At 61.2% G+C, this 23,931-nt stretch carries 18 protein-coding genes and 3 pseudogenes; 14 read left to right on the top strand and 7 right to left on the bottom strand.

Going from position 1 to position 23,931, the window contains the following annotated elements; all coding sequences use genetic code 11:
• Window positions 1-152: 152 nt before the first annotated feature.
• The 6 genes from HSR122_RS05695 to HSR122_RS05670 all read left to right on the top strand — a co-directional run bounded on the left by HSR122_RS05695 (window position 153) and on the right by HSR122_RS05670 (window position 7,710).
• Window positions 153-2,240 carry a vWA domain-containing protein gene (locus HSR122_RS05695; protein ID WP_229111803.1) on the top strand — a complete coding sequence of 696 codons (2,088 nt, stop codon included), beginning with the start codon at window positions 153-155 and terminating at the stop codon, window positions 2,238-2,240.
• Window positions 2,240-3,073: a hypothetical protein gene (locus HSR122_RS05690; protein ID WP_229111801.1), complete on the top strand. Its 834-nt coding sequence runs from the start codon at window positions 2,240-2,242 to the stop codon at window positions 3,071-3,073. The genes HSR122_RS05695 and HSR122_RS05690 overlap by 1 nt, the downstream gene beginning before the upstream one ends.
• Before the next feature lie 119 nt (window positions 3,074-3,192).
• Complete coding sequence (locus HSR122_RS05685) at window positions 3,193-4,029, top strand: HEAT repeat domain-containing protein (RefSeq protein WP_229111800.1); 837 nt, start codon at window positions 3,193-3,195, stop codon at window positions 4,027-4,029.
• Window positions 4,030-4,105: 76 nt separating this feature from the next.
• Window positions 4,106-5,044 carry an ADP-ribosylglycohydrolase family protein gene (locus HSR122_RS05680; RefSeq protein ID WP_229111799.1) on the top strand — a complete coding sequence of 313 codons (939 nt, stop codon included), beginning with the start codon at window positions 4,106-4,108 and terminating at the stop codon, window positions 5,042-5,044.
• Window positions 5,041-5,697 (top strand): metallophosphoesterase family protein, encoded by a 657-nt coding sequence (locus tag HSR122_RS05675; protein WP_229111798.1) that lies wholly within the window; start codon window positions 5,041-5,043, stop codon window positions 5,695-5,697. The genes HSR122_RS05680 and HSR122_RS05675 overlap by 4 nt, the downstream gene beginning before the upstream one ends.
• A 126-nt stretch (window positions 5,698-5,823) precedes the next feature.
• A complete protein-coding gene (locus HSR122_RS05670) occupies window positions 5,824-7,710 on the top strand; it encodes an FAD-dependent oxidoreductase (RefSeq protein WP_229111797.1) in 1,887 nt (628 codons plus the stop codon).
• Between the two features lie 6 nt (window positions 7,711-7,716).
• Here the strand turns inward: HSR122_RS05670 and HSR122_RS05665 are convergent, their stop codons facing one another.
• The gene (locus HSR122_RS05665) at window positions 7,717-8,307 is read right to left on the bottom strand and encodes a methyltransferase family protein (protein ID WP_229111796.1); all 591 of its coding nucleotides are present in this window, start codon (window positions 8,305-8,307) and stop codon (window positions 7,717-7,719) included.
• Between the two features lie 561 nt (window positions 8,308-8,868).
• Window positions 8,869-9,681, bottom strand: a complete 813-nt coding sequence (locus HSR122_RS05660; protein WP_229112183.1) for an aldo/keto reductase — start codon at window positions 9,679-9,681, stop codon at window positions 8,869-8,871.
• A gap of 179 nt (window positions 9,682-9,860) precedes the next feature.
• Between HSR122_RS05660 and HSR122_RS05655 the strand changes: the two genes are divergently transcribed.
• The 3 genes and pseudogenes from HSR122_RS05655 to HSR122_RS05645 all read left to right on the top strand — a co-directional run.
• Complete coding sequence (locus HSR122_RS05655) at window positions 9,861-10,967, top strand: ABC transporter ATP-binding protein (RefSeq protein ID WP_394355543.1); 1,107 nt, start codon at window positions 9,861-9,863, stop codon at window positions 10,965-10,967.
• Window positions 10,964-11,770, top strand: coding sequence for an ABC transporter permease (locus tag HSR122_RS05650; RefSeq protein WP_229111794.1), 807 nt, complete (start codon window positions 10,964-10,966; stop codon window positions 11,768-11,770). The genes HSR122_RS05655 and HSR122_RS05650 overlap by 4 nt, the downstream gene beginning before the upstream one ends.
• A 90-nt stretch (window positions 11,771-11,860) precedes the next feature.
• Window positions 11,861-12,010 (top strand): annotated as a pseudogene (locus tag HSR122_RS05645) (YccF domain-containing protein); the annotation flags it as partial.
• Window positions 12,011-12,154: 144 nt separating this feature from the next.
• On the opposite strand, the pseudogene HSR122_RS05640 reads toward HSR122_RS05645, so the two are convergent.
• Window positions 12,155-12,412: pseudogene (locus HSR122_RS05640) on the bottom strand (PQQ-dependent sugar dehydrogenase); the annotation flags it as partial.
• A gap of 44 nt (window positions 12,413-12,456) precedes the next feature.
• On the opposite strand from HSR122_RS05640, the pseudogene HSR122_RS15100 reads away from it, so the two are divergent.
• Window positions 12,457-12,723, top strand: a pseudogene (locus HSR122_RS15100) (IS6 family transposase); the annotation flags it as partial.
• A gap of 14 nt (window positions 12,724-12,737) precedes the next feature.
• Here HSR122_RS15100 and HSR122_RS05635 read toward each other — a convergent pair.
• Window positions 12,738-14,012, bottom strand: coding sequence for an IS4 family transposase (locus HSR122_RS05635; RefSeq protein WP_229109028.1), 1,275 nt, complete (start codon window positions 14,010-14,012; stop codon window positions 12,738-12,740).
• Between the two features lie 98 nt (window positions 14,013-14,110).
• Window positions 14,111-14,614: a PQQ-dependent sugar dehydrogenase gene (locus tag HSR122_RS05630; RefSeq protein ID WP_229111792.1), complete on the bottom strand. Its 504-nt coding sequence runs from the start codon at window positions 14,612-14,614 to the stop codon at window positions 14,111-14,113.
• Between the two features lie 280 nt (window positions 14,615-14,894).
• Between HSR122_RS05630 and HSR122_RS05625 the strand changes: the two genes are divergently transcribed.
• From HSR122_RS05625 to HSR122_RS05610, 4 genes are all read left to right on the top strand, one after another.
• Window positions 14,895-17,492, top strand: coding sequence for a PD-(D/E)XK nuclease family protein (locus HSR122_RS05625; RefSeq protein WP_229111791.1), 2,598 nt, complete (start codon window positions 14,895-14,897; stop codon window positions 17,490-17,492).
• Window positions 17,489-20,368: a UvrD-helicase domain-containing protein gene (locus tag HSR122_RS05620; RefSeq protein ID WP_229111790.1), complete on the top strand. Its 2,880-nt coding sequence runs from the start codon at window positions 17,489-17,491 to the stop codon at window positions 20,366-20,368. The genes HSR122_RS05625 and HSR122_RS05620 overlap by 4 nt, the downstream gene beginning before the upstream one ends.
• 90 nt (window positions 20,369-20,458) lie before the next feature.
• Entirely contained in the window at window positions 20,459-21,883 is a 1,425-nt protein-coding gene (locus HSR122_RS05615; RefSeq protein WP_229111788.1) for an FAD-binding oxidoreductase, read from the top strand.
• A 180-nt stretch (window positions 21,884-22,063) separates the two neighbouring features.
• Entirely contained in the window at window positions 22,064-22,432 is a 369-nt protein-coding gene (locus HSR122_RS05610; protein WP_229111787.1) for a NifU family protein, read from the top strand.
• Window positions 22,433-22,459: 27 nt separating this feature from the next.
• Here HSR122_RS05610 and HSR122_RS05605 read toward each other — a convergent pair whose 3' ends face one another.
• Window positions 22,460-23,347 (bottom strand): ketopantoate reductase family protein, encoded by an 888-nt coding sequence (locus tag HSR122_RS05605; RefSeq protein WP_229111786.1) that lies wholly within the window; start codon window positions 23,345-23,347, stop codon window positions 22,460-22,462.
• Window positions 23,348-23,641 (bottom strand): DUF7130 family rubredoxin-like protein, encoded by a 294-nt coding sequence (locus HSR122_RS05600; protein ID WP_229111785.1) that lies wholly within the window; start codon window positions 23,639-23,641, stop codon window positions 23,348-23,350.
• Window positions 23,642-23,931 lie beyond the last annotated feature (290 nt).

Genomic DNA, 23,931 nt, shown 5'->3' with positions numbered 1-23,931 from the left:
TTCCCCTTGTCGAAGGATTTATGCCACTAAAGAACATATTGTTGGGTGTCCCGGCCAGAAAAGGCACAATAGGATGTCTTTGTTCAGGATGGGAGCGTCATCCAACTGTTCCGGAGACAGTGCGGCCGGTACGACTCAAAGGGGAGGAACCTATGTCAGCAACACATACCGCCGACGGCGAGCGGACCGACTTCACGGGTGCTTTCATCACGCGCCGCACGATCAACATCGATGGAACCAGCGTCCATCGACTGTCGTTCGATGGCGACGAAACGACGCAGACGCTGCTGGTTCCAGCCGCTGCCGACTGCGACGTCCACGGCCTCCAGACCGGACGCCGTTACGAGGTCACCGAGGTGCGGTACTGCGTGCCGACAGCCGCCGCGGACCCGAGCGACGAACGCTGCCCGAACTGCGACGCACAACTGCGCCACGCCGTCGCGATCGACGCCGCACCGGCATCACTTCGACAGGCTGTTGCGGAGTTGGGGATCGACGACCCGTTTTTCATCGCGACAGAGCAGACGCGGCTCGTTCGCGCTGACCGCGAGACAGTTGACGACTGGCAGCCGATGGATCGGGACGACCGAACGCGACATACGGCGCCGGACTACGTCTGTGACAACTGTGGGGAGGTCTTCGACGACCGCGACCTGCATCTCCCGGCCGACGGGGAGCGCGAGCCTAGCATCGAGAGTATGGAACACTCGATGATGGCATCGTCGTCAGACACGATAGGACTGGCGACTGGCGGCGGGAAAGACGCGACGAACTTTCGGGAGAACATCGAGCAAGGGTACACGCCCCAGCCCGGGGCGATCAGCACGGAGGGATTGTTCTACGACTACTATTTCGAGACGGGCGGCCGCCGCGCCGAGACGGACGCGCTGTTCGCGCCCCGGTACGCTGCCGGCGTCTCGAAAGATCCCGTCACCACTGAGACCGAACATGTTCTGAGCGTCGGGCTGGACTCAACGCTGTCGACTGATGACTTCGAGCGGCCGCGCCTCGATCTGGTGGCGGTGGTGGATGTCTCAGGGTCGATGGACTCCCCGTTCGACGAGTATTACTACGACGAACATGGCCGCCGCCGCGAGGTCGAGACGTCGAGCGAGCGAAAGATCGACGCCGCCACTCGCGCGCTGTGTGCGCTTACAGAGCAGTTAGACGACGAGGATCGACTGGGCGTCGTCCTGTACAACAACCGCGCCCACGTCGCCAAGCCGCTGCGAGACGTTGGCTCGACGGATATGCACGCGATCCGGGAACACATCCGTGAGGTGTCGGCTGGCGGCGGGACGAACATGGAGGACGGCTTCATGGCAGCGTGGGATCTCCTGCAGGACGCATCGGCCGAGCCCGACAGCGAGCGCCGCGTCGTGTTTATGACCGATATGATGCCGAATATGGGCAGCACCGGCGAGACGCGACTCCGTGAGTTGTTCGCGGACGCTGCTGCTGACGGGATCCACACAACGTTTCTCGGGATCGGGCTCGACGAGAACGCCGACCTCGCTGACGCCGTCTCAGATGTCCGCGGTGCGAACCACTACTTTGTCCACTCCGTCGAGGGGTTCGAGCAACGCCTCGGCGAGGAGTTCGCGTACATGGTGTCGCCACTGGTGTTCGATCTCCAGCTGGAACTCGATGCGGAGGGCTGCGAGATCGCCGCTGTCCACGGCGCCCCCGGCAATGACAGCACTGACCAGCTGATTCACGTGACGACGCTGTTCCCTTCGCCCAAGGCCGACGGCGAGACCCGCGGCGGGGTCGTCTTGGTCGAACTGGACGTGACCGACGAGGACCGTGCGGTCGATCTGGTCGCGTCGTGGGTCGAACGCGACGGCAGCCATCACACCGAGCGCGTCGCCGTCGAACTCCCACGGGATATGCCGTCGTTCGATCACAGCGGCGTCCGGAAAGCGACTGCGCTCGCCCGGTATGCGGGTCTGCTTCGCGCGTGGGCCGAGGACGTCCACTCACGCGTGAACGGGTCGGCAGGTGTCGATGACTGGATCGACGCCGGGAGACCGGACGAACAGGAACGCGAGTCGGTACCGCTGACAGTGCCAGCAAAGTATGGCCGCCAGTTCAAGACGCTGCGGGCGTATCTGGTCGCGGAAGCCAACGCACTCGGTGACGACACGCTGGGGCAGGAGATCGACGTGCTTGAGACGCTGTGTGCCGAGGCCGGCGTCGAGATCCAGCCGACGGTCGAGCAGGCGGGCGATCGGGACTGATGTGGGTCTTTGCGTTCGATCGCGACTGGACTGTCGATGTCAACCCGCATCCGCGGCACGAGGCGGTCCCGCTGGAGTGGGTACGTCACCTCGCGCACGAAACTGACCACGCCGTCTACGCGATTGGAAACCAAGATCTGGCCGAGGAAGCGGCGATTCCCGGCGTCGTCGATATCGTTGGCCGTCACGCAGATGACTGGGACCACTGGCTCGGCGACAAACAGCCGGACGGCCGATACGAACGCTTCCCGACGCGGCGGGAACGGTTGGCACTGATCGAAGCGTTGCACCCGGCAGCCGACCGCTATATCGTCGTTGACGACCTCGATCTGAGCGACGTCGAGGGCTGGCAGCACTACCACGCCTGGGAGTTTGCCCCGGCAGTCCGTGATGGGCACCTCGACCTCTCGCTCCCGTCAGTTGATGCGCAAGTGAGTGATGACGATCTCGTCACGGATGGCGGGCTACCGACGGTGGCAGGGATTATGCCCGCGGACGCTGACCAGCTCGCATCCTTCCTAGGGAAGTACGATGACACGCCCGGATTCGAGATCACCTACGAACAGGACGGCGACGACGTGACGCGACTGTGCTGGAACGTTACCGTGGTTGAGGACTCGGCTGAGGGTGCGGGGCCGGGCGTTCGCTGCTCTGCACTCGTCCCCGAGGGGGAGTCGGTCACTGTGCCCGTCGGTGCAATTGACGTTGTCCACGCCGTCACACTGTCGGCGGAAGCGGTCACCGCACAGGCCGGACACAACCCGACGCAGCAGCGGCGCTCCGCCGGGTTGCGGATACAGCGCCGAACCAGCTGCGGCTCTCGCCCGTGTTGACACTGCTAGATCAGCAACCGTTGCCGCCCCAACAGCAGCGAGATGCCCTCCACGCTTTGGCCGCCCTCGCGGCGGTTCGACCAGCAGCGTGCACGCCCGCGATTCCTATCCTGCGTTCATTGCTTCGGAAGGACGACCCCGCTGGCCTCCACGACGCATTGGCGACCCTCCACGCGATCGGCAGTACCAGTCCAGAGGACATCGCACCGGCGGTCGCAGACATTGAACCGTATCTCGATTCGGATCGGCCGTCGGTCCGACGTGAGGCGGCCGGTTGTCTTGCTGCGATTACCAGGGAGGTCCCAAGCGATATCGTCGACGCCGTCCCGTCACTCGTTGCTCTGCTCGACGAAGGTGCCGAGCAACGACAGCATGCTGTCTCCGCTCTCGCAGCGGTCGCGACAGAGGTCCCCGAGGCGACCGAAGCGGCTGCTGATTCGCTCGCCGACATCGCCATCGACGAGTCCGAACTGGATCACGTTCGATTGAGCGCGATAGCGGCGCTCGGCCGTACCGTCAGGGCATCCTCTGCACTTGTGATCGACGTCTTCGAGGATCTCGTCGAACTGTACGACGCCGACAACTACAAACTCCGGAACAACGCCGTCGCGCTGACCTACGAAGTGGCTGACCTCCATACCGATACGGTCAAGCAGTACGTCGATGATATCGCAGCACTGCTCACGGTCGACGATGCTCGGACCCGGATCAACGCGAGTGGCACGCTCGCACGGGTGGCTAAGGATTTCCCGGCGTCGGTCGATCCCCTGACTCCGACGTTCATCGACCTGCTCTCGGATGACAACGAGATGGTCCGAGAGAACGCCTGCTGGACGCTGGGCCGTCTTGAGGCGTCGGAGGCGAAAGCGACACTCGAAGAACGTCTCCAGGAAGAGCCAAACGAAGCCGTTCGGAACAGAATCGCGTGGGCACTTGCGGAGATTGACCCAGTATGAGTACGCTTACCAGGATTCCAGCACACATAGTAGCACAGCGCGTCAGATATCGAAAGCGATCACAGGACCTCCAATGATGATTCCCTCCTCACAGGCGGAAGACTGTCTCCTCGGGCTAGCCTGCGGCGATGCCCTTGGCCGGCCAGTCGAATTCAAATCCGCCGCGACGATCGAGGCACAGCACGGCACCGTTGACTCAATGCTCGGCGACGGCAGTCACGGGCAACCGCCCGGCACGATCACCGACGATACCGAACTCGCGCTTCGGATCGCCCGCAGTCTCGTCGACGCCGGCGGTTTCGACGGCGCTGACGTCGCGGAGCGGTTCGTGGGCTGGTACGAGACCGACCCCTTCGATATTGGCTTGATGACTCGCGACGCCCTCGCTCGTCTCCAGCAGGGTGAGTCGTGGGAGCACGCCGGCCAAGATGTCTGGGAGTCACGACGGGAAGGTAGTAACGCCGGCAACGGGAGTGTGATGCGGTGTGCGCCGTACGCGCTGGCTTTCACCGACGACCCGCAGCATCTCGGGCGCGTGAGCGAACAATCTTCAGCGATCACCCACGCGGATCCCCGCTGTAAGCGTGGCTGTGCCGTCCTGAATCTCACTATTGCGGGTCTGCTTCGCGGCGAGGACGAGCCGTTGCGACGCGCTCTTGCGGCGACCTATCCCGGCCAGTCAGACGCACCGGAGCTCGTCAACGCTGTCGAGGGACTGCCGGACAGCGTTTCGGAAAGCGAGCTCAACAACGGTGGCTACGTCGTCGATGCGCTCCAGGCGGGGCTGTACTATGCGCTTGACGCAGACAGTGTCGAAGAGGCGATCGTCCGGGCGGTCAACGCTGGTGGCGACGCCGACACAGTCGGTGCGATCACTGGGGCCGTCGCCGGCGCTCGCTTTGGCGCGGAGTCGCTTCCCGACGCGTGGCTGGCCGCGATCGATGAAACCGACGAACTCCGCGATCTCGCGGGCGAATTACTCGAACTGGAGCATACCGGGGGTGATGCCGAGTGAGTGACCACCCGACTCGCATCGGCCTGCTCTCAGATATCCACGGCAACGCCATCGCGCTGGAAGCCGTCCTCGAGGAGATGGACGACGTGGATGCACTGGTCTGTGCCGGTGACGTTGTCGGATACGGTCCGTCACCGGGGCAGTGCATCGAGATAGTTCGCGGGCAGTCAATTCCAACGGTGGAGGGCAACCACGATCGGGCCGTTGTCACCGACCAGCCATACGAGACAGGCGACCAGTACGCCAGCCGCACGCTGTCGGAGGGTCAGCGGTCGTGGCTGGCGGCCCTTCCGCGAGAGCGCCTGCTTTTCGACGGCCGACTGAAGGTCGTCCACGATCATCCCGAAGAGCGGAATCGCTACACGCGACCCGCGGCATTCGAACCGACGCTTCTTGACGACGAAGACGTGCTTGTCCTCGGGCATACGCACGTCCAGTATGCCGAAGTGTTTGCTGACGGGATCGTCGTCAATCCCGGTAGTGTCGGCCAGCCACGCGACAGGGATCCAGATGCGGCCTATGCGGTCGTCGATCTCGATGCGATGGCTGTTGATCTGCATCGAGTTTCCTATGATATCGAGGCGGTACGGCGCCGGATCGAGAACACCAGTATCGACAGCTACAACGCTGAGCGACTCGCTCGCGGTCGGTAACCCGCACAGCAGCCAGCAATGTACAGGCGGTCAAGGAGACTGCCCCGGGGCTTGACCCCGGGAGAGTTCACTATTGTGGACTTATAGGACAATATTGATGGTCTATGGTCGGGAATAGATATAACGATGGAACTGGGAAATCACACGCTGTCAAACAAGTTCGTGATGGCCCCGGTCAAGACGGGATACGGGGATGCAGACGGCCACGTGACAGATCGCGTTCGACAGTTCTACGCACGCCGGGCCGAGTACGTCGGGGCGATAACGCCGGAACCACTCGCGCTCGACCCGACGCTACGGGAGTTGCCGACACAGTTGCGAATCGATAGCGATGACGCGATACCGGGCCTTCGCTCGCTCACCGAGACGATCCACGACGGGGAGGCGGCAGCTATCGCGCACCTCAACCATCCCGGTCGGATGGCCAATCCCCAGATCGAGGGGACCGCCCACCGCTCGGCGTCGGCCACGCCGTGCGAGCGGACGGGCATCACGCCAGAACGGATGGACGACACGGACATCGAGTCGGCGATCGAGCTATACAGAGACGGCGCGAAACGCGCCCAGGATGGTGGTTTCGACGCGATCGAGCTACAGTTTGGCCACGGCTATCTTATCGCGCAGTTCCTCTCGTCGGCCGTCAACGACCGTGACGACGCTTACGGCGGCAATCTCGAAGACCGGGCACGGTTCGGATTCGAGGTATTCGAGGCTGTTCGATCAGCGACGGATTTGCCCATACTGGTTCGTCTCACGGCCGACGACGGCGTCGATGGCGGGATCGATTTCGAGCAGGCACAGTGGCTCGCACGGCGACTGCAGGCCCGTGGTGTGGATGGGATCCACGTGACGGTCGGGACGATCTGTGCTCGACCGCCGGCGTTCTTCCAGCATATGTACGCCGAGAAGGGCAAACCCTGGGAGTACGCAGGACGGCTCCGAGCGGAACTCGATGTCCCCGTGATGGCAGTCGGGCAGATCAACACGTTCGAGGACATCGAATCGATCGAAGAGCGCGGACTCGCGGATCTGATCGCAGTCGGGCGACCACTGGTTGCTGATCCGGACTTCCTCGGCAAGTACTTCGAGGCTGTCGATGGGGCACCCCGACCGTGTATGGCCTGCAACGACGGCTGTCTCGGCGGTGTAAAATCCGGCGACGGCCTCGGCTGTGTGATCAATCCTGCCGTCGGTACGGACCGCAGCCTCCGGGTCGAACCGACGAGCGATCCACGCGAGATCGCAGTCGTCGGTGGGGGTCCAGCAGGAATGTCTGCCGCCCTGACGCTTGCCGACCGCGGCCACGATGTCACGCTGTTCGAATCGGACGAACTCGGCGGGCAGTTCCAGTATGCCCCGTCTCCACCTGGGAAAGACCCCCTCCAGAGGGGAATTGACTTTTTCGTCGACAGACTCGAAGCCAGCGAGAGTGTCACGGTACGCGACCAGCGGGCCGAACCGACGGATATCGTGGATTTCGACGCCGTGATCGCGGCGACCGGATCGACTCCGATCGTGCCGCCGATCGACGGGCTCGAAGACGTTGATCCGGACGGTGCAGAGATACTCGCCCCCGAACGAATGCCGTCCGAGGAGCGAGTGATGGTGATCGGTGGCGGATACGTCGGTCTGGAAGCGGCAGATACGCTTGCGGCGGCCGACAACGACGTGATCGTTATCGAGTTGCTTGATGAACTAGGTGGCGATATGCTCGGTCTTGAAAAGGGGCCACTCCTCGCCCGCTTGCGCGCGGACGAACGTGTCGAACTGCACCCGGAGACCGATCTCGACCGCGTCGACGGGCGTCGCGCTGTCGCGACGCACAACGGGACCACCCGAGAGTGGAACGACATCGATCGGTACGTGCTCGCGACCGGCGTCACAAGTGACGATGTGTTCCCCTCGACCGCCGAGGATATCGACGTTCCAGTGTATCCTGTCGGCGATGCCGAATCCGTTGGCAAAGCTCAGGACGCGATCGCTGACGGCTTCGAAGTCGCCCGAACGCTGTAGCCGCGGTCATCGATCAAGCAGCCGGTCGATCGTGCGCCAGCCCACGAATCGTGGGACTGTCCGCTGATACGCGCGATATTCCTCGCCGAACTGTTCGCCCAGCCACGGCTCTTCGGCCACAGGTAACAACCAGAGCCAGATCACGCCCGGAATCGCACCGACAGTCAGCAGTGTCGAGTTCACGGCGACGAGGACACCGATCGCCACCAAACCAATGCCGACGAGCTGCGGGTTGCGCGAGTAGCGGTACGGACCGTCAGTGACAAGTGACCCGTCGAGGCCGACACTTTCGCGCAACCGGAGTGTCCGTCCAGCCCAGACAGCGAGTGCGCCACCAACAACTACGAGCCCACCTCCGAGGACGTCCCAGACCAGTCCGGCAAAGACCCAGCTCTCCGCGTCGTGGAACGCGACGGCGCTGAGTGCACCGACCACGACCGCGGTATTTCCCCAGTAGAATAGCCACCGACGGTCGATCTCGCCAGGGGGCCACATTCGTCGATCCGGCCAGCGGACGCTCACCGCTAGCGCAGCGATTTCGGCCGTTTCAGCGAGCAGTGCGAGCGCGAGCGAACCGATCACGAGCGTTCCGGCCACACCGCTCTGTTTGGACCGGACAGCCTTGAATCAGACCCACACGACGTCGATGCTGCTCGGGGACGGCACCCCGTTCAGGGATTCGGCCAGGCTTGATCGCCAAAACGTCTCATACGGTCAGTTGTGTCGGTTTCCCAGTGCGCTCGCTGTAACCGACTCCACTCTACTTCGCTTCACCCAACGGGTTCGCTCGTGGATGGTGGGGCTTTGATCTGGGACTCGTCGCCAGTTGTCACCGCGGAGGAAGGTCGTTCCTCGCCCGTACCAAACGACCTTCGGAGTCGGCGTCCCCACCAGTCAGGGGCCGGGCTACTGCGGCCCGTGAAACCGGCGACTTGTAAGACGGTATCGCGTTTCTTGATTTCGCCGATGAACCCCTCCGTCGCGTGATAGCGGATGGCTGCAATGAGTGGCAAGTCAGCGTCAAATGCGCGCCTGACCTGCCGTGTACACTCAACGCTGTACACCCCCATTGGGACGATATCATCAATGACTAGGGGGAAAGGTGGATGCTTTATGTCAGTATATGCGAGTTCTTATCGTTGACACGCCACAGCACGCTCAGAGTCCGAGTCGATCACGGAGAGCAGCGATAAGCCCGTCCTGCAACTCAAAGATGCGTTCCATCTCCGCGTCGGTGAGTTCGAAGTCGAACACTGCCATATTCTCTTCGAGATGCGCTCGGCTAGCGGCCTTTGGAATCGCCGCCACCACCTCTTGCTGGAGCAACCAGCGCAGTGCGACCTGTGCGGCGGACTTCCCGTATCGCTCGCCGATCGTCGCCAACGTCTCGTTGCCGACGACGTCCCCCTTCGCTAATGGACTATAGGCGGTGAGCAGCACGTCATGCTCGATGCAGAACTCGACGAGCTCGGCCTGGCTGTGGAACGGATGATACTTCACCTGGTTGGTCAGCACCGGGCTCTCAGCCACTTGCATCGCCTCCCGCAACTGCTCGACTGAGAAGTTACTGACGCCGATATGACGTACTTTGCCTTCCGTCTGTAACTGTTCCATTGCGGTAAGCGTCTCACCCACGGGAACCGACTGACTCGGCCAGTGAATCAGCAAGAGATCGACAGTCTCCACCCCGAGTTTGTCGAGACTCTCCTGGACAGACTGCAGCACGTCGTCATGGGCCAGGTTCGACCGCCACACTTTCGTCGTGAGAAAGATGTCTTCTCGATCGACATCGGCGGCCGCAATACCCTGGCCGACCTCGCGCTGGTTGTTGTAGTATTCGGCTGTGTCGATATGCCGATACCCCATCTCGATGGCCTCGCGCACCGTCTGGACACACGCATCGCCCCGTAGCTGATACGTGCCAAGCCCTAACATCGGGACCGCAGTACCCTGAACGGTTACGGACTCCATATCCGGTATTCGTGTCTGTGGCACCAAAGAAGGAAGGCACAAACCGAAGTCGACATCGTCGTGTACTCGCCAACGAGTGTCACGCCATATTTCGATCTGTAGAACGATAATACGGAACGGGCAATCGACCCGGATTTGCCGGGTGCCGCTTATGTCCATCGAGAGTATAAGACACGGCAATGGGCGACGCTACGTCGACCGGCCAGGAACCGGGTGATCGGAGCCGTAAGGAGGCCACACTGGCTGGTCCGACAGAGAATGGCGCTCGCGACGGTCTCGGGGAGATGGCTACCACTGCTGTCGGCGAGCATGCGCTGGTTGTCAACGGTGTCTCCAAACGGTTTGGCGACGGAGAAAGCGCGGTTATTGCCGTTGACGACGTGAGTTTTACAGTCCAACAGGGCGCTGTCGTTGGGCTACTTGGTCCTAACGGTGCGGGAAAAACGACGCTGATCAAATCCATTCTCGGGATGGTGCTGCCGGACGAGGGATCGGTGGAGATCTTCGGGACTGACGCGAGCGATGGCCGGCGCGGGGCCTACATCGACGTGGACGCGATGCTCGAAGGGGCACGCAACGACTACTGGCGACTCACTGTCAGAGAGAATCTGCGGTACTTTGCGACGATCAGCGGGGTCGATCCCGATTCGGTCACGGCCCGACACGACCGACTCCTGAATCGGCTCGGGCTTGGCGACCACGCCGACACCGCTGTCCGGAACCTCTCACGTGGGATGAAGCAAAAGGTGTCGCTGGCGAGCGTGCTTGCGGGTGGCGCGAAACTCATCTTTCTCGACGAGCCGACGCTCGGCCTGGACGTCGAGAGTTCTCGCACGCTTCGGACCGAGCTGACGCGACTCGCCCGTGAAGAAGGGCTGACGATCTTCATCAGCAGCCACAATATGACTGTCATCGAGGACGTCTGTGATCGCGTGATCGTGATGTCGGCGGGCCAGATCGTCGCTGACGGCACCGTCGAGGAGTTGTTGGGCAGTGCCGACCGCAACGCGATCCGAATCACCAGCGCGGACATCGACGATCACGTCGTGAATCGACTCGAAAGCGCGTTCACGCTACTAAGCGTCGAGACGGTCGACGGGAGTCGTCGCGTCGAACTGGAAGCGGTTGGTGAGGAACTGTACACGCTGATGGACACACTCCGTGATGCGGGAGTCACAGTCGAGCAACTCCACACCGTCGAGCCCGATCTTGAGGACGTGTTCGTCAGCCTGACTGGTGACACGCAGGGACTTCGCGGGCCGAGTGAGGGTGAGCGGTCGCTATGACAGATCCCGAGTCGATCGAACAGCCTCGCCCGGCAACGTACTACCATCTCGCACGAGCGGTACTGTACCGTGAGTTTCTCATCTTTGTCCGGTATCCGGCCAACGCGATCGGGGGAATCGTCGTCTCACTGTTCTTCTTTGGCGTGCTATTCTATGGCGGCCGTCAGTTGGCCGGGCAAGCCCTCACCGAGTCACTCGAAGGCATCATCGTTGGCTACTTCCTCTGGACGCTGTCTGTCGGCGCGTACTCGTCGGTGTCGAACGACATCGGCAGCGAGGTACAGTGGGGGACCCTTGAACGACACATCACCACGCCGTTCGGGTTTGCGCCGGTCGCGTTACTGAAAGGCGTTGCCAAGATTGTCCGGACGTTCCTGACGTCACTGATCGTACTGGTCGCGATGCTCCTGATGACAGGGACGACACTCCGGATCGAGCCGGTGACGACAATCAGCGTCGCGGGCTTGGCGATCACGTCGGTGCTCGGGCTCGGGTTCGCAGCTGGCGGGGTCACGGTCCTCTACAAGCGGATCGGGAACTGGCTCAACCTCCTCCAGTTCGGGTTCATCGTGTTGATCTCTGCTCCCGTGTTCGACGCTCCGTGGACTCGGCTGCTCCCGCTTGCACACGGGAGTGCACTGCTTCAGCGGGCGATGGTTGACGGGACCCGGATCTGGCAGTTCAGCCCGTTCGATCTCGCTTTGCTTGTTGGTGTTGCAGTGGGTTATCTGGCAGCCGGCTACCTAGTATTTCACTATGCGACACGGCGAGCTCGCCGACTCGGCGTTCTCGGCGATTATTGACCGCCTGAGGCGAAAAGCCCGCCCTTGACGTGGGGTGGGGCCAAAACCTGTGGAGTGAATGGGTCGGGAAGCGCTAGGGGAACGATGTGGGTTAACTTCGTCCTCGTCGGGTGGTGGTTGAGCCTGCTGTGGGCGAACGCTGCGTCGTTGTTCGCAGTCACGATCGTGGGGATCCCGGTCGCGATCTGGATGCTCAACCGGCTGCCATACGTCACCTCCCTGTACTGGTTTCACGGATAACTCCAACGGCCACTGCCCCGTCAGCACCGTTCGAGGCTCGCTCAAAGCGATGACGCCGTCACCGTGTCGGGGTCGGAGGTGCCGTCAGGATTGTTCATACCAATGAGAATGAGCCACAAATCTGAGCCCCTCGCAACGGGACTTTTAGCTGATAGCAGGCGCAATACGGTATATCGGCGCGTTGTCGGCATCCACCGCTGCAAAAAGGTGACCCGAGACTGGCGAAGCTATCACGTCACGAATACGCTGGTCGCGGTCGGCCAGTAGTGGCTCAACCTCTGTTACTTCGCGACCATCGACGGTAAAGTGCGCGAGATACCGTTTCGCCAGGCCGGCGATAAACAGGTCGCCACGCCAGTCAGGGAACGCGTCCCCGTCATAAAAGGTGGTGCCGCTCGGCGGGTCGCGTTAAGTTAGAGGATGAGGCGGACGAGTTCTGAGTGTCTATGACAGAAACCGGCCGCCTCAGCGAGAGTATCGCGTGGATAGACTTGTCGTTTGTGGAGCGAGATCGGACTCCCGAGTGGGCGATTCAAGTAGGCATCCGATGTCACTTGGCAGGTATGTCATTACGGGATGCCAGTCAGTTTCTCGATGAGTTGGGAGTCCAACGGAGTCATGTAGCGATCCACGAGTGGGTTCACAAAGCCGATCTACAGCCAATTTCGACAGTCACTGCGGATCAGCTTACGGTCGACGAGAAAATGATCCGCCCATTCGTCTTTAGCTAAGACTCACACCTCGGTTGCGTGGCGGTAGCGAGCGTCTCTTGTAAGATCGGTCGTTGCTGGTGGATCTTCTGTGCGTCTTCGATCAGCCGCTCCAACAGCGGCGGTGGCGAGTAGCCAAGGTACTCACCGAGTTCGTGGAGGATGAGCTGGGCGTGCGACCGGAAGGTCGCCGCCCAGCGTTCCGGCGGAAACACGATCTCATCGTCAGCCTGCTCGGTGACCAGATCCAACAGCTCACGACTCACCAGCAGTGACAGCAACGCCGCATACAGCAGAATCTCCACGACATCCGGGTCGCTTGTGTCGAATTCATCCAGTTCGTACTGTGTCTTCAGCTCACGGAACAACGTTTCTACTTCCCAGCGACACCGATACAGCGTTGCTAGATCTGCCGGGAGAAACTCCTCTCTCGGCAGATTCGTGATGTAGAGATGGTAGTCGTCGGCGTCCTCGTCGCGGACGCCGACGACGCGGAACCGCTTCGTATCCAGCGAGCGCGTCCCTTCGTACGGTCCTCGCTTGAACTCCGCCTCGACCTCTACGTCGATGTACTTCCGCGAGAGGTCATCGACCACATCGTGGATCTGCTTGCCCTCCAAGGGAATGGCGCGCCCGCGCCATTCCCGTAATTCCTCTGTTATCACCGGGTTCGCGCTCTTCTTCAGCCGACTCACGAAGTAGCCGTCGTTCTCGTCGATTAACGCGAAGCGGCGGTACTTGAAGTACGCTAGATCGAGCAAAACGAGCCGTCCTTGCAGCCACGAACCTGTATTGAACAACGTGCTGTCGTGCGTTTTCTCGTCTGTTACGTCGATCCGTTCAATTGTCTTGTCGGTGGCGTTATGGAGCAGGTGGAGCGTCGCTCCAGCCTGCTCCTCGTGACGGGCTTGGAACTCATCAGAGAGGAACTCGTGGAGCCGCAACACCGTTCCATCAGCAATCATCACGTCCCTGAATCGGTCGATATCAGCGTCAACAGCGTCGGGAACAGCGACCTCGTCGAGACCGCGCTCAACGAGGTCGCGGAGGTACTCCGCCAGCGTCGGTGTCAACCGGTGATAGAAGCCACCGGGCGAGATCGTTTCGTCAGCTGTGGAGTTGTAGCTGCGTCTGAACCCAGCGAGTGTTCGGCTCTCGCCTGCGGCGAAGCCGAACACGAGCGCCCACACGAGGACTGGAACCTGGAGTTTTCCCTCTCGTTCGACCACGCCGAGTTCCTCGGCGTGCTCTTCGAGGAACTCGGAGGGAAACAGTGTAGTGAGCCGACGCATAACTCTCGATGAGGAGGTTTTAGTGTGCACAACCGACACCTCCTCATTCCTCTCGAAAAGAAGCCTCGATAAGCTACTGCTGTACTGCGGTTCTTCTCTTAGCTAAAGACGGATGCAGACTCGACGAACGGGCGGGCAGTGTAGATAGGTTCGAAGTCAGCGATCTGCCCCCGGTCGCGCTCCAGTCGTCCGCGACCGACCCGTGTGGTCGAACCATCCGCATCCGCCACAGAGTAAGTGAGGTAGACGAGGTGATTCGAGTCGAAGTCGGGATGCAGCGTCACGTCTAGTAGCCCGCCCTGGCCGCGTGCATAGACATCGGGGACTCCTGCCAGTGTGGTTCGGTCGCCGGTCTTCGGGTCCGTTAGCAGGAGCCGCCCTGCCTGCTCGGTCACCAGCAGACCTGACTCGTCGGGGAGGAAAGCGAGTCCCCAAGGGTTCGAGATGCCGGTTACTGCCTTGGTGACCTCGACACTGGTGGTTGAGTTACCCGATGGGGTGGTCCCGGACTCCTCGTTGGATAGGCCGGTACAGCCCGCGACCGAGCTAGAGAGGGCCACTGCTGCGAGCAGCCGGCGACGAGAAATGTGCTTATCGACCATACTTCGTCTATCGCACTACGTATATTTGACTTCCGCCCACGCCGAAGCGCGAATATTTCACCTCAAAATTCTGAATAGTGAAATGTTAAGATAGATATAGTTACAGAAGATAGTATAAGATATAGAGATTGTATGCAGCAGTCGTATCCGCGCGAGCGGAGCGAGCGCGGTTCCCGGACGGCGAGGCCGAAGGCTGAGCAGTCCGCCTTTTTCATCGAAGTTTTCTATGACGGTCTCTGTATAAGTTAAACTTATACGCTGGACGCCGGTCGTTGTGTACGTGCCAATTCAGCGAGCAAAACCGCTCGAAACTCTGTATGATGAGGTGAAGCAATACGATCTGGTTCTCGTCCCCGATGCCCCGCTGGCCAGTGCTCTCAACCGGCACTTGGACCGGCCACATCTCGGCGACTTTGCCACAACACCGCGTCGCGCTGCCGCCGGTCGGCGCGAACAGGTCGAGGAGCGGACTGTGTTTCTCGAACTCCTTCACGAGACGGACCTCTCCTGGAAGCAAGCGTCCTACCTCGGTGAGGAAATCATCCACAGCTGGGAGTATACGGCCCGACCGGACGGGATCCTTGAGTTTGAGCAGTTCAATACACCAGCAGTCAGGCAAGCCGTTGCGCAGACTCGCGACCTTGATACGACGTCACGGCACCTCACCGACTTCACGATCGACGAGGATATCGATCTCGCAGTTGTCGGGTATCCTCAGCTGACGGCGCTCGAACGGTCGATCCTCCCGTCAGAGTACACCGAAATCGATCGCTTCACCGATGACGCGTTCGATCAGCCACCGTTCCGCCTTTTCGATACCTCCGCAGACATCGTCGGGGCCCTTCTCGACACGATTTCCCCTGCCAATGCTGACAACACCGCGGTCGTGCTTGATGCCGGGAGTGAGTTCTCCACGCTCGTCGAGTCCGCATTCGACGCCGCTGGTATCCCGTTCTACGGTGGGCCGGGCTTTCTGGACGATCCGGATCACCGTGCGTTCGTGAACCTGCTCCGGGCCCCATTCCGTGGGCAGGATGTCCGAGTCTCGGATATCAAGCCCGTACTACAGCATATCGGGCTCGACCTCGATGTCGATCACGACGAAAAGCGGCTCCACTCGCTCGATGTCCCAGAAGTAACTCGTTTTCAGACGTTCTGTGACGCCGTCGAGAGCGGTACGTGGTCGTTTGAACGTGCGCTTTCCGAGTACGAATCGATGCTGCGTACCGAGTTCGAGGCATTTCATGACGAGTTAGCGTCGCTCGGGATCGCAACGCACCCAATTACTGAAGCGCGCGTTGATGACTTGGAGTTCTATCTCCAGTCCTACGAGGTTCCAGTGTCGCGGGAGAACAAGGGAGTGTTGCTTGCAGACGCGAAATCGGCGACACACGTTGACCGGCCGCTCGTGTTTTATCTGGGGCTGGACGATGGGTGGACAAGGTCACCACTGCGGCGGCCGTGGGTCGATCGCGATGCTGAATACGACCGCCATATCCGGCAGTTCCAGCTGCTTCTCCAGAACGGCGCCGCGCAGTATTACCTCGTCCGCGATACCGTCGGCGGAAGCCCTGTCACACCGTGTCTCTACTTCGAGGAGTTATTGGATACGTCGTTCACTCGATTCACCGATCTCGATGCCGAACGATATGCTGCTCCCCGCGATGGCATCAAGAGCGAGACACCGTTCGGGAACGACGCAGTCTCGGTTGAACCGACTGAGCTCACGACGATCAGTCAATCGGGTCTGAGTACCTATGTCAACTCGCCTCGCGATTACTTCTTCGACCGGCTCGTGGACTCGCCAAACAAGGACTACTTCCGCGAAGGGAATCTCTTTCACGACTTCGCCGAGTTCTACGTTCACCATCCTGAGGTGATCGCCGCACGCGGGCTAGACGAGGTCGTCGATTTCATGGTCGCCGAGATGGAGCCGTTCGTACGCGACGTTGATCGGGACGTACGCCGGACACGGTACCGTGTCGGGGTCGAGAACATCGTGGCATTTCTCGACGAGAATCGGCCAGAGACTGGCAATATTGCCGTCGAAACACAGTCGTGGCAGCAAAACGATTTCGCGGCATACTACGACCGATCTGTCGATTCAGACCTGACCGAGCGGTGGTTCGAGAACGAAGACGTCGGTGTGAAAGGGAAAATCGACCTTGTCCAGTCAGCGACGCGACTCGTCGATTACAAATCGGGATCGAAGAAGTCGGCCACGAAAGTCGTCAAGAACTCTGCGCTGGAGGGGATCTCCGACACGCCGAACTTCCAGGCACTGCTGTATCTTACCCACCAGCGCACGGAACACCCCAATGAGCAGCTTGAGTTCGTCTTCTTGCATTTCCTCGAAAATGTCGACGACGTCGTCCGGGGCGAAGGAGAGCTATCTGACACGCTCACTGAGATCACCTACTACCCGACTCCGTATGACGAGTATATCCAGCAGCGAGCCGTCTTTGAACGGTTGCGAGATGAGGGCTCGCAGAAGTGCCAGAAGACTCTCTCACAGGTGGCGTATGATGATTACGTGGCAGTGTTCGAAGCGGCGGACTTCCCGAAGACCCGCGATAGCGACGACGTTATCGACTCACCGTTCGGGACAGCGCTCGAACATCGTATGAAAGACGCCGTCGGCGACTACAAGTACGTCGAGACAGGGTGTCAACAAGCGATCCGCGAACTGATCAGCATCCGGAACCAGAACTATTTCGAGGACGACCTCGACGCGTTTGAATCGTTCGTCACCGATCGCCTCGGGGAGTTGAACACGCGTCGCGGCGGTGCTGAACGGTTCCCAGTCGCTGAATTGCGTGACGAACCGAACTACCGACGCGTGAATCACCGTGACCTCCTGTTGGAGGGCGACCAATGAGCAACGTCTCGTCTGAACAGCCTGACCGGCCGACGCCGAACGCCGGACAGACGAAACTCATCGAGAGCCTTGACGGAACCTATCTCGTCGATGCCGGTGCAGGCACGGGCAAAACCTTCGCTATTACTCGCCGGTACGCGAATATCCTGGCGACGACTGACGCCTCGCCCGATGACATCTTGCTGATCACGTTCACCAGAAACGCGGCAACGGAGATGAAAGACCGAATTGTCGGCCAGTGTGACTACAGCATGGCTGAACTCGCTGATGCGCCGATTCAAACGTTTCACAGCCTCTGTCACGATATTCTTCAGAATCACGGCTTTGATGTGCCGACGCGACTCGGTATTGATGAGCGGATCCCGAGCTCGACGCGTATCATCGAAGACGATATCGTCGAAGAAGCGTTGTTCAGTGAATTCTTCGAGCAGTTCGTCGATGACCACCCCGAGTACACCGACCTGATCCGTGTCGTTTCGGATCCGTTGGCGTTGCTTGGTTTGATCAATCAGCTGGCCTCGAAGGGTGTCTTCCCGACCAGCGATGGCTGGTACCGTGATAGCGGGCAGTACCTCGACGGGGACTTCGAGGCGTTCAAGCGCCAGTTCGACACGCTGAACGAGCCACGCAACGGCGGGAGCAAACAGTCACGGCTTCGGTCGAAACTCTACCAGTACGGGAAGAACAAATGCTATCTGCCGGAGGCACCGTCGAAAGCTGCGGTCCGCGGCGACGGCAAACAGGTCCCCGAGGAACTCGCACAGCGAGTCTTTGCGGAGGATCGTGAGGACCTCAAGGGGTTCGTGCATGACGTGTACTTCGAGTACCTCGAATTCGCGCTTAGTCGGAACTACCTGAATTTCGGGTTCCTCCAGTTGTTCGCGTTTGTGCTCCTCTATGAGGACCACGCACTCCGGGATCGTCTCGAATACGAGTACCTGATGATCGACGAATTCCAGGACTCCAGTGAGATCCAGTTCAAGCTTGGGCTTCTGCTGGCCGGCACCGACAACATCTGCGTTGTCGGCGACTGGAAACAGAGTATCTACTCCTTTCAGTATGCCGCTGTCGAGAACATTCTCGACTTTCGCCAGCGTCTCACCCAGTTCGCCGCTGATCTGAACGATGATGTCTCACGGATCACCTACGATACCTCGTCTGTCCAGACGATCGAACTGACACAGAACTACCGGTCGACGCAGCGTATTCTGGATTTCTCTGAGGAGGGTCTGGTCACGCCTGCCGCCACGTACGACTCGTTCGACGCTGACGAGATCCAGGACCGCATCGTGAGCCTTGACTCAAATACCGAGCACGAGAACTCACGTATCGAAGCCTACCAGCACGAAGACGAACACGAGGCTGTCCTCACGAAAATCCAAGACGTCGTCGGCAACTCTGCATACCAGGTCCGGGACGAAAACGGCGAGCTTCGGGACCCGGAGTACCGCGATATCGCCGTGTTGACCCGGACGCGTGATTTCGGGCGAGAACTCCAGGCCGTTGCCGACGACCATGACTTTCCAATGGCCTATGACGGCGGTATCGAACTGTTCCGTACCGATCAGGCGAAGCTCCTGCTCGCGTGGCTCCGTATTCTCGACTCGAACGCCGACCGGGGCTGGGCACCGGTTCTCGAACGGGCCGGCTATACCCTTGACGAGATAGATCACATCCTTGAGACGGAGTCGTATCCTGCGGATATGCGTGCCTTCCGAGACTCACTCGCGTCACTCGAGAGTCTCGGCGGCGTGATGCGGAAAGTCTTCGACCGCTACGGATTCGATGGGTCGCGAGCTGACGTCCTCCTTCACACAATCAACTCGATTCGCGATACGACGACGCTCACAGTCGGTGACCTGATCCGGTTCATTGCGCGTGGCATCGAACACGGAAGTACGCACGAAGTCAACACGAGCGCCGCGACGAACTCGGTCACTGTCCAGACGATTCACGCCACCAAAGGCCTCGAACATCCCATCGTGATCCTGGCGAACATGAACAACGGCCGGTTTCCACCGTCCGGCGGTCGCTCGCCGACGATTATGTACGACGACGCGGCCGGCCTCCGCCAACGCAAAACCTTCGCCAACGCGCATGGCGACCCGTATATCTACGATAACTGGAAAGCAGACGTTCTCACTCGTTGTCTGAACCGCGAGTACGACGAGGAGCGACGGTTGCTCTACGTCTCGATTACCCGCGCCGAAAACCACGTCCTCTTCACTGCCGGCGACGATCCGAACACGTTCTTAGACGAACTCCCAGTCGATATTCAGCCAGGGACCGCTGACGTCGAGGACGCCGATATCGCTGGTGATCCACGGGCCACACTTACACTCTCTATTCCCGACGAGGTCGGTCCGACAAAGCTCTCACCGCATTCGTTGATGGACACGGCAGTGTACGAGGACGTCGAGGACGGGATGGGCACAGAATTCGGAACGCAGGTCCACGAGTTCGCAGAGGCGTACGTCCTCGGCGCTGATGTCGTCCCACGTAACACTGATGAGGAACACGTTCAGCAACGTATCGATTCGCTGCCCGGTGAGCTTCGACCAGAACAGCAAGTGTATCTCCCAATGACGACCGACAGTGGCGACATCACGCTTTCCGGCGTGATCGATTTACTCCACATCACGCCAGACAGCATCGACATCATCGACTACAAAACGGACCGCGGCCGGCACGCCGAGTCCGAGTACCGAAAGCAGCTCAGCGTCTACTACCACGTACTGGATGCCCTGTACCCGGAGCGGGCGATCTCGACCGCGATCTTGTACACGGAAACAGGGAGTCAAGTCGACATCGAACCGCTGTCGGAATCTGCGCTGCAAACTCTTGTCGAGAACATTCGGAACCCGGATTCGGCATAGGCCGCGTCTCAGAGTAATCACCATGACGCTGCACCGGAACTTTCTGCTCGTTTCCGGACCACTATACCGCTTTTGTGTCCATTGATGAGCATGAGTGACGGTTCGTCACCGAACGATTCGGTCAGTGAGATACCAGCGACAGACGTCGAAACGTTCGACGAGCGACTCGACGGCGACCTGATCCTTCCGGATCACGACGCGTATGACGATGCCCGGGACGTGTGGAACGGACTCGTCGACAAGCATCCGGCAGTCATCGTCCGGGTCCGGCACGCCGAAGACGTGGCAGCCAGCCTCGAATTCGCGGATCGATACGACTTCGATCTCTCGATCCGGGGAAACGCCCACCACCAGGCCGGGAGCGCCCTCGTGGAGGACGGGCTCGTCGTCGACCTCGCGGATCTCACTGCCGTGGACGTCGACAGCGGCGCGCGGCGCGTCACCGTCGGTGCCGGCGCGACTGCCGGGGCGGCTCTCGAACGAACACTCGAACACGGACTCGCGTTCCCCACGGGGAGCGCATCCGTGGTCGGCCTGTCCGGATCGACACTCGGTGGCGGACTCGGCTGGATGCGACGCAAGCACGGGGCCGGGTTCGACGGCCTCCGGGAAGTCGAGCTCGTCACTGCCGACGGCACGGTTCGCACTGTCAGCCCGGACGATGATCCGGACCTGTTCTGGGCGATCTGTGGCGCTGGCGCGAACTTCGGCGTCGTCACTGCACTCACGTTCGAGCTGTACGAGACACCGCCCGTCGTCCCGGCACTCGGCGTCTTCTATCCACGCGACGACGCCGAGGCGGTGCTCGAAGGCTTCCGCGAGTTGGCGACCGAGGCCCCGGACGCGCTCAGTACCATGTTGCTGAACACGCACGTCCCGCCGTTGCCGGACGTCCCGGAGGACCTGCAGGGGACGCCGTCGATCGCGATCATGGGGGCGTATCTCGGCGACCCCGACGCCGCCGCGCAGGTACTCGATCCGTACCGGGCACTCGGTGACCCTATTCTTGACATGTCCGGAGAGATGCCCTACATGGCGTTGCACGAACTCGGTGCGGAGATGTTCCCCGACGGGCACCTGTACAGTCAGCGGTCGGTCTTCCTCGACGAGCTGACTGACGATCACCTCGACCTCATCCGGACCGGCACGGACGACGCGCCGTCGCCACTCGACGGGATCGGTCTCTGGACGACGGGCGGCGCTATCGGGGACAGCGATCACGCGACAGCCGCGCCCTGGACCGACAAGGAGTACTTGCTCGTTATCGAGGGACAGTGGGTCGACCCCGAGGCGACCGACCAGAACCTCGAATGGGTGCGACGACGTGAGCGAGAAGCCCGCGATATCGGAGGCGAATACGCGTATCCGGGCTACGTCGGGTACGAACAGCAGGACGACGAGGACTGGGCGAAGCTGGTCTACGGCGAGAACTACGATCGACTCGCCGAACTGAAGGCGATCTACGATCCGGACAACCGGTTCCGGACGAACATCAACGTCGTCCCCCGAACGTGAGAGCAAGGGCAGCGTCATCCCTGTCCAGAGCCACGTTGCCGAGCAAGCACCTCAATCGATGACGATCCGATCGTCCTGCATCTGACAGTCGATCCGGAACAGACGTATAGCAATCTGTATCCGCGGCGTGTGGCTGTCACGAACCAAAGGTTCAAACGCCGCGCTCGCTTACGCGGGAGTATGAGTACTGACAGCGACAGCGGAACGAGCGACCTCGAAAACCGCGTTGCGAACTTCCTGCGGCGGAACTTCCCGCAGATCCAGATGCACGGCGGGAGCGCGGCGATCCGGGAGCTCGATCCGGAAGCCGGAGAAGTCACGATTGCGCTGGGCGGAGCCTGCAGTGGCTGTGGTATCTCCCCGATGACGATCCAGGCGATCAAGACCCGAATGACCAAAGAGATCCCCGAGATCGAGACCGTCCACGCCAACACCGGCAGCGGCGGTGGCATGGGCGGTGCCGACGACGGTCCGACGCTCCCCGGCGAGTCCCGCGGCGGGAGTGTCGACGACGGCGGCGACGACGAAGGCCCGCAGGCTCCGTTCTGATCTCCGTCGGTTGCGCTTTTGATTCACCTATCGTAGCTTTCGCTCGCGTTCCCATGCTCTGACGAGCGCCGCCAGCGTCTCGTTCACCGGAACGGGATCGTTCGCCCGCTCGAGGACAGCCCCGTTGATCGCGTCGATTTCCGTCCGTCGCCCGGCTTCGAGGTCCTGATACATCGACGAGCGGTTGGCCGCCGTCGTTTCGACGACAGTGTCGAGCGCGGCGGTCGCGCGTTCGTCGGGGAGATCGATCCCGTTCGCCCGGGCGACGTGTGCAGTCTCCCGGACCGCGCGTGTGGCGACGTCGTTCGCGGGTCCGTCTCCGAGCGCGCCGTTCTCGACACGGGCCAGCGCCGTGACTGCGTTGATCCCCGCGTTGATCGCCAGTTTCTCCCAGAGCCGTCGCGGCATGTCGGTTGCGACGGTCGCGTCGATGCCGGCCCGACGGACGGCGTTCCCGACCCGTTCGGCGGCCTCGGAGCGGCCCCCGGATCTCGCTCCGAGCGTCACCTCGCCTGCGCCGGTGCACCGGACGACGCCGGGCTCGATTAGCCGCGCCCCGTACGTGCACGTCCCCGCCAGGACGGTCGCCGCGAGCGCCTCGTCCAGCGCTTCCTCGTTGCCGAGCCCGTTCTGCAGCGAGAGCACGACATCGGTATCGAGTGCCTGCAGCGCCCGAGCCGCTTCGGGAGTGTCGTAGCTTTTGACTGTCACGATCGCCAGTTCGGCCGGTCCTGACACGGCTGTGGCCGCGCCGGGGTAGCTCGTCGTCTCGATCTCGCCGGTGATCTCCAGCCCGTGGTCCCGGACGGCGCGCACGTGGGGCTCGCGACCGATCAGCGTCACGTCGTGCTCGTCGGCGAGCAGTCCTCCGATCAGGCTACCGAGGCTCCCCGCCCCGAAGACGACGACTCGCATTCAATCCTGAATGTGGTAGTAGATGGCTTCTTTCGGCGCGCCGCAGTCGGGACAGCCGTCTTCGGGCAATTCTTCGATGTCCCCGATAGCGCCACACTCGTAACACCGCCAGGTCAACTCGGCCTCGCCCGGGATCCCCGAGGCGACGTGTTCGCTCGACATCGCCGTGATCCCCTCGTCCGTACTGACGTAGAAACCGTGCTCGTCGAAGCCCCGGACGGTGCCGAGTCGATTGCCCTTCTCGTCGTATATCTCCGTGCCGAACGTGACGTCGGCGTCGTCTGGCTCGCTCATGTGTGGTCGTACCACGCCGCAGCGTATAAAACGAACCGTCCGACTGCTTGCTCTGACGGGGCGCAGTCGTGACTCGGGGGTGTGAAAAGCACCGAACAGGAACGCCGGGGAGGCCAGATGTTCCGGTCCGGTAGGATGGCGGCCGCAGGTGGCATGTCCCGCGACCGTCGTGGGATGGATGGCATCGCGTCGATCAATCGTGGGCGGGGCTCGACGCCGACCCCGGCCGGGGACAAGTCCCCGTTGCAGTATATTGTACGCACACCACACTACTAAAGGCTTGCGACTCC

The sequence above is a fragment of the Halapricum desulfuricans genome (assembly GCF_017094525.1).
GTDB lineage: Archaea > Halobacteriota > Halobacteria > Halobacteriales > Haloarculaceae > Halapricum > Halapricum desulfuricans.
This window is presented reverse-complemented; position numbering and strand designations above follow the sequence as displayed.

What these genes read in the sequence shown, in the direction of transcription:
- HSR122_RS05620 (WP_229111790.1), top strand. Translation starts at nt 17,489, where the DNA reads ATGAGCAACGTCTCGTCTGAACAGCCTGACCGGCCGACGCCGAACGCC.
- HSR122_RS05650 (WP_229111794.1), top strand. Translation starts at nt 10,964, where the DNA reads ATGACAGATCCCGAGTCGATCGAACAGCCTCGCCCGGCAACGTACTAC.
- HSR122_RS05610 (WP_229111787.1), top strand. Translation starts at nt 22,064, where the DNA reads ATGAGTACTGACAGCGACAGCGGAACGAGCGACCTCGAAAACCGCGTT.
- HSR122_RS05695 (WP_229111803.1), top strand. Translation starts at nt 153, where the DNA reads ATGTCAGCAACACATACCGCCGACGGCGAGCGGACCGACTTCACGGGT.
- HSR122_RS05690 (WP_229111801.1), top strand. Translation starts at nt 2,240, where the DNA reads ATGTGGGTCTTTGCGTTCGATCGCGACTGGACTGTCGATGTCAACCCG.
- HSR122_RS05660 (WP_229112183.1), bottom strand. Translation starts at nt 9,681, where the DNA reads ATGGAGTCCGTAACCGTTCAGGGTACTGCGGTCCCGATGTTAGGGCTT.
- HSR122_RS05655 (WP_394355543.1), top strand. Translation starts at nt 9,861, where the DNA reads ATGGGCGACGCTACGTCGACCGGCCAGGAACCGGGTGATCGGAGCCGT.
- HSR122_RS05605 (WP_229111786.1), bottom strand. Translation starts at nt 23,347, where the DNA reads ATGCGAGTCGTCGTCTTCGGGGCGGGGAGCCTCGGTAGCCTGATCGGA.
- HSR122_RS05635 (WP_229109028.1), bottom strand. Translation starts at nt 14,012, where the DNA reads ATGCGTCGGCTCACTACACTGTTTCCCTCCGAGTTCCTCGAAGAGCAC.
- HSR122_RS05615 (WP_229111788.1), top strand. Translation starts at nt 20,459, where the DNA reads ATGAGTGACGGTTCGTCACCGAACGATTCGGTCAGTGAGATACCAGCG.
- HSR122_RS05670 (WP_229111797.1), top strand. Translation starts at nt 5,824, where the DNA reads ATGGAACTGGGAAATCACACGCTGTCAAACAAGTTCGTGATGGCCCCG.
- HSR122_RS05600 (WP_229111785.1), bottom strand. Translation starts at nt 23,641, where the DNA reads ATGAGCGAGCCAGACGACGCCGACGTCACGTTCGGCACGGAGATATAC.
- HSR122_RS05630 (WP_229111792.1), bottom strand. Translation starts at nt 14,614, where the DNA reads ATGGTCGATAAGCACATTTCTCGTCGCCGGCTGCTCGCAGCAGTGGCC.
- HSR122_RS05680 (WP_229111799.1), top strand. Translation starts at nt 4,106, where the DNA reads ATGATTCCCTCCTCACAGGCGGAAGACTGTCTCCTCGGGCTAGCCTGC.